Consider the following 3,189-nt stretch of genomic DNA (forward strand, 5'->3'; position numbering starts at 1 on the left):
TGGAAGGTCGCCCGGAAGCTCTCGAAGTCTGCCGATGCCGCGCTCGACGCCGCGAAGAACGCCGCCGCCACGTACGCCGCGTTCCAGCGGGAGTAGGCGGGTGCGCGGAGTGGGTACGGTCTGCTCATGCACAACAGAGGTCCGGAGCAGCAACAGCGGGGGCACGTGCTCCTCATAGCGGGAGACGTCGCCGTCCGCCGCCGCACCGTCCAGGTCGCGCCCAGCGCGAACCTGGCCGCGCTCGGGGTGGTACCCGCCTCGATGCTGCTGAACAGCGACATCCCCAGCGACACGACGTACCTCGACGGCGCACGGGACCCGAACACCGTGCTGATGCGGCTGCGCACGGCGGCGGCCACGCCCGGCCCGCTCTTGGTGTACTTGTCGGGACGGCTCACGGTGGACCGCCGGGGCAACCGGCTGCACCTCGCCCTGCCGGGAACCACGGCCGGCACCGTCCGCTACACGGGCCTGCCCTGGGAGTGGCTCGGACTCGAACTGCGCGGCCGACCGCCCGGGTTGACCACCGTGCTGCTCGACCTCGCGGCGGACAAGGCCGCGTGGCCGCTGCTGCGCGAGTACGGCAGCCTGCCCGCCTCCCCGTCCGCCGAGGTGTACGGGGTGGTCTCGCCGCCGGGTTTCAGCGGCGGCGGCAACAGCGTGAGCGGCTACACCCGGCACTGGATCGAGCAACTGCGCCGCAGCACCCGGCGCCCGGCCAACCTGCACCTGCACGCCCTCACCGTGGGTTCGGCGGCGCTGCCTCCGGGCGCGCTGGTCCTGCCCACCGCCAGGGAACTCGCGGCCACGGCGGCGCCGGCGCCGAACCCGTCGTCCGCGCTGCCGCAGGAGGTCTCCCGGCCGACCGCGGAAGCCGGATTCCGTCGGCACGGGCCACCGGGGCCGCCAGGACCGTCGGCGCCCGCCATACCGTCCAGCGCCTCGGACGAGGACCTCAGCACCCGTACGCTGCCGGTCCGCCGGAAGGAGCCGGCCCGCGAACCCCACCCGGTGGCGGCCGTCGCGGTCCGGGTGCCCGACTCCCCGCCCGGCCCCGACCCGCGGCCCCACATCCACTCCCTCGCGATGGCCGGCCGGCACCTCGAGGCGGCCACACTCGCCCAGACCTGGGAGCAGTACGTCCTGAAGACCTTCGGATACGCCTCACGGGAGGCGACCGAGTGGGAGGAGATCCGGGCCGACCTCGCCCGGATGGCCGGCAACTTCCGGCTGGCGACACACCTGTGGACGAGCGCAGGCCGGGCCCGCCTGTCCCGCCAGGACGCGGACGCCCCCGAAGTCAAGGCCGCGGCGGCCGGGGCCCTTTACTGCTGGACCCAGCTCAAGGACCCCGCCGCGGCACTGGACGCCGGCACCGAACTGATCCTGCTGCTCGACCGCCTGCCCTCCCTCGACCCCCGGCACCTGCGGCTGGCCCGGCAGCGGCTGGAGTTCCTGCACCAGGCGCCGAGCCGGCGCTGAAGCCCACGGCCGAGAGGCGGGACCCGGCGGGCCCCACCCCTCGGTCCGGGCTAGGTCATGGCGCTCAGCAGCAGCGGCGGCGACAGGTGACAGCGGATCAGGGTCCGGCGCCGTGCGGGCGGCCGCGGTGTGCGCACGGGGTGGCGCCGGTGCCGTGGCTCGCGCGGCTTCCAGTGGAGCAGGAGGACGGCCGCGAGCATCGGCGCGCAGGTCAGCACCATGAACGTCATGACGTCACCGCCGACCGCGCCGGCACCCGGCCGGCCGGGAACGGGCGTCCAGGGGACGGGCGACTATGCCGCCGGGTGCGGTGTCCGGGGACGGGTCCCGGGGGGTCGGACGAGCCGCTGACGAGGGGACTGCGGACAGTATCGGGGCGGTGCTCGAAGTACTCACATGCCGGTCAACGGCCGCCAACGGGGTTCAGGAAACGACCGGGGCATCGGTTTCACCCCATCCGACCAGCCGCGATCCCCGAAGAGGGGCCGACCGGGGGAGGACGTCCACCCGCACGGGGCACCCGACCGGCGGCCCGGAAACAGGTGTGGCCCGAGTCATAGGACTCGGGCCACACCGTGCAGTAGCGGGGACAGGATTTGAACCTGCGACCTCTGGGTTATGAGCCCAGCGAGCTACCGAGCTGCTCCACCCCGCGTCGGTAGACCTCACCCTACGCCACGTGGCGCGGGCCGCCGACCACGGCCGTCACGGCCGCCTCCGCCCTCGGCGAACTCCGCCCTCGGTGAATTCCGTGGCCGCGGAGCCCCGCCGGTGCTTGAGTGCCGGAATGGAGATCCTCGTACTGGGCGGGACGGCATGGGTGGGCCGCGAGCTGGCGCGGCAGGCGGTCGGGCGGGGGCACCGGGTGACGTGCCTCGCCCGCGGGGAGAGCGGGGGAGCGGCGGACGGAGCGGTGCTGGTGACGGCCGACCGGCGCGAGTCCTCGGCGTACGATCCGCTGCTCGACCGGGACTGGGACGCGGTCCTGGAGGTGTCGTGGCAGCCCGGATTCGTGCGTGCGGCGCTCGCCGCGCTGGCCGGCAGGGCGAAGCACTGGACGTATGTCTCCTCCGTCAGCGCCTATGCCTCCCACGCCGTACGGGGCGCGGACGAGTCCACGCCGCTGCTGCCCCCGACCGGCCGCGGCGAGGCCGGCCGCGCGGAGTACGGAGAGGCCAAGGCCGCCTGCGAGGCGGCGTCCGCACGGGCCCTCGGCGACCGGCTCGTCATCGCGCGGGCCGGCCTCATCGGCGGTCCCGGCGACCACACCGACCGGTCCGGCTACTGGGTGGCGCGGGCCGCCCGCGAGCCCCGGGGCCGGATGCTGGTGCCGGACTCACCTGCCGCGCCCACCCAGGTGGTCGACGTGCGGGACCTCGCGGCCTGGCTGCTCGACGCCGCGGAGGCGGGGACCACCGGGACGTACGACGCGGTGGGGCCGGTGGTGCCGTTGGGGGAGTGGATCGCGCTCTCCCGTTCCGTCGGCGGACACACGGGGCCGGTGGTCGCCGCCGCCCCGCACTGGCTGCTCGCGCACGGCGTGGCCGGGTTCATGGGCGCCGAGTCGATGCCGTTGTGGCTGGACGAAGCGGGCTGGGAAGGCTGGTCGGCCCGTACCGGCGCCGCCGCCCGCGCGGCCGGCCTGCGCCACCGCCCGCGCGCCGAACTCCTGGCCGACACGCTGCGCTGGGAACGCGAGCAGGGCCT

General features: G+C 75.1%; 3 protein-coding genes, 1 tRNA gene and 1 pseudogene. 3 read left to right on the top strand and 2 right to left on the bottom strand.

The window, feature by feature from the left end; all coding sequences use genetic code 11:
- Together ABT106_RS31555 and ABT106_RS31560 are read left to right on the top strand one after the other, a co-directional pair.
- A pseudogene (locus tag ABT106_RS31555) lies at positions 1-93 on the top strand (TraA-like protein); the annotation flags it as partial.
- Between the two features lie 33 nt (positions 94-126).
- On the top strand, positions 127-1,482 hold the full coding sequence (locus ABT106_RS31560) for a hypothetical protein (protein ID WP_351284393.1): 1,356 nt from the start codon (positions 127-129) through the stop codon (positions 1,480-1,482).
- 50 nt (positions 1,483-1,532) lie between these two features.
- Here the strand turns inward: ABT106_RS31560 and ABT106_RS31565 are convergent, their stop codons facing one another.
- Entirely contained in the window at positions 1,533-1,712 is a 180-nt protein-coding gene (locus ABT106_RS31565; RefSeq protein WP_351284394.1) for a hypothetical protein, read from the bottom strand.
- A 351-nt stretch (positions 1,713-2,063) separates the two neighbouring features.
- Positions 2,064-2,137, bottom strand: a tRNA-Met gene (locus ABT106_RS31570).
- Between the two features lie 132 nt (positions 2,138-2,269).
- On the opposite strand from ABT106_RS31570, the gene ABT106_RS31575 reads away from it, so the two are divergent.
- Positions 2,270-3,189, top strand: a 920-nt coding sequence (locus tag ABT106_RS31575; protein WP_351284396.1) for an NAD-dependent epimerase/dehydratase family protein, incomplete at its 3' end; no start/stop codon positions are given.

The sequence above is a fragment of the Streptomyces sp. NPDC002044 genome, assembly GCF_040296725.1.
Lineage (GTDB): Bacteria > Actinomycetota > Actinomycetes > Streptomycetales > Streptomycetaceae > Streptomyces > Streptomyces antarcticus.

What these genes read in the sequence shown, in the direction of transcription:
- ABT106_RS31565 (WP_351284394.1), bottom strand. Translation starts at nt 1,712, where the DNA reads ATGACGTTCATGGTGCTGACCTGCGCGCCGATGCTCGCGGCCGTCCTC.
- ABT106_RS31560 (WP_351284393.1), top strand. Translation starts at nt 127, where the DNA reads ATGCACAACAGAGGTCCGGAGCAGCAACAGCGGGGGCACGTGCTCCTC.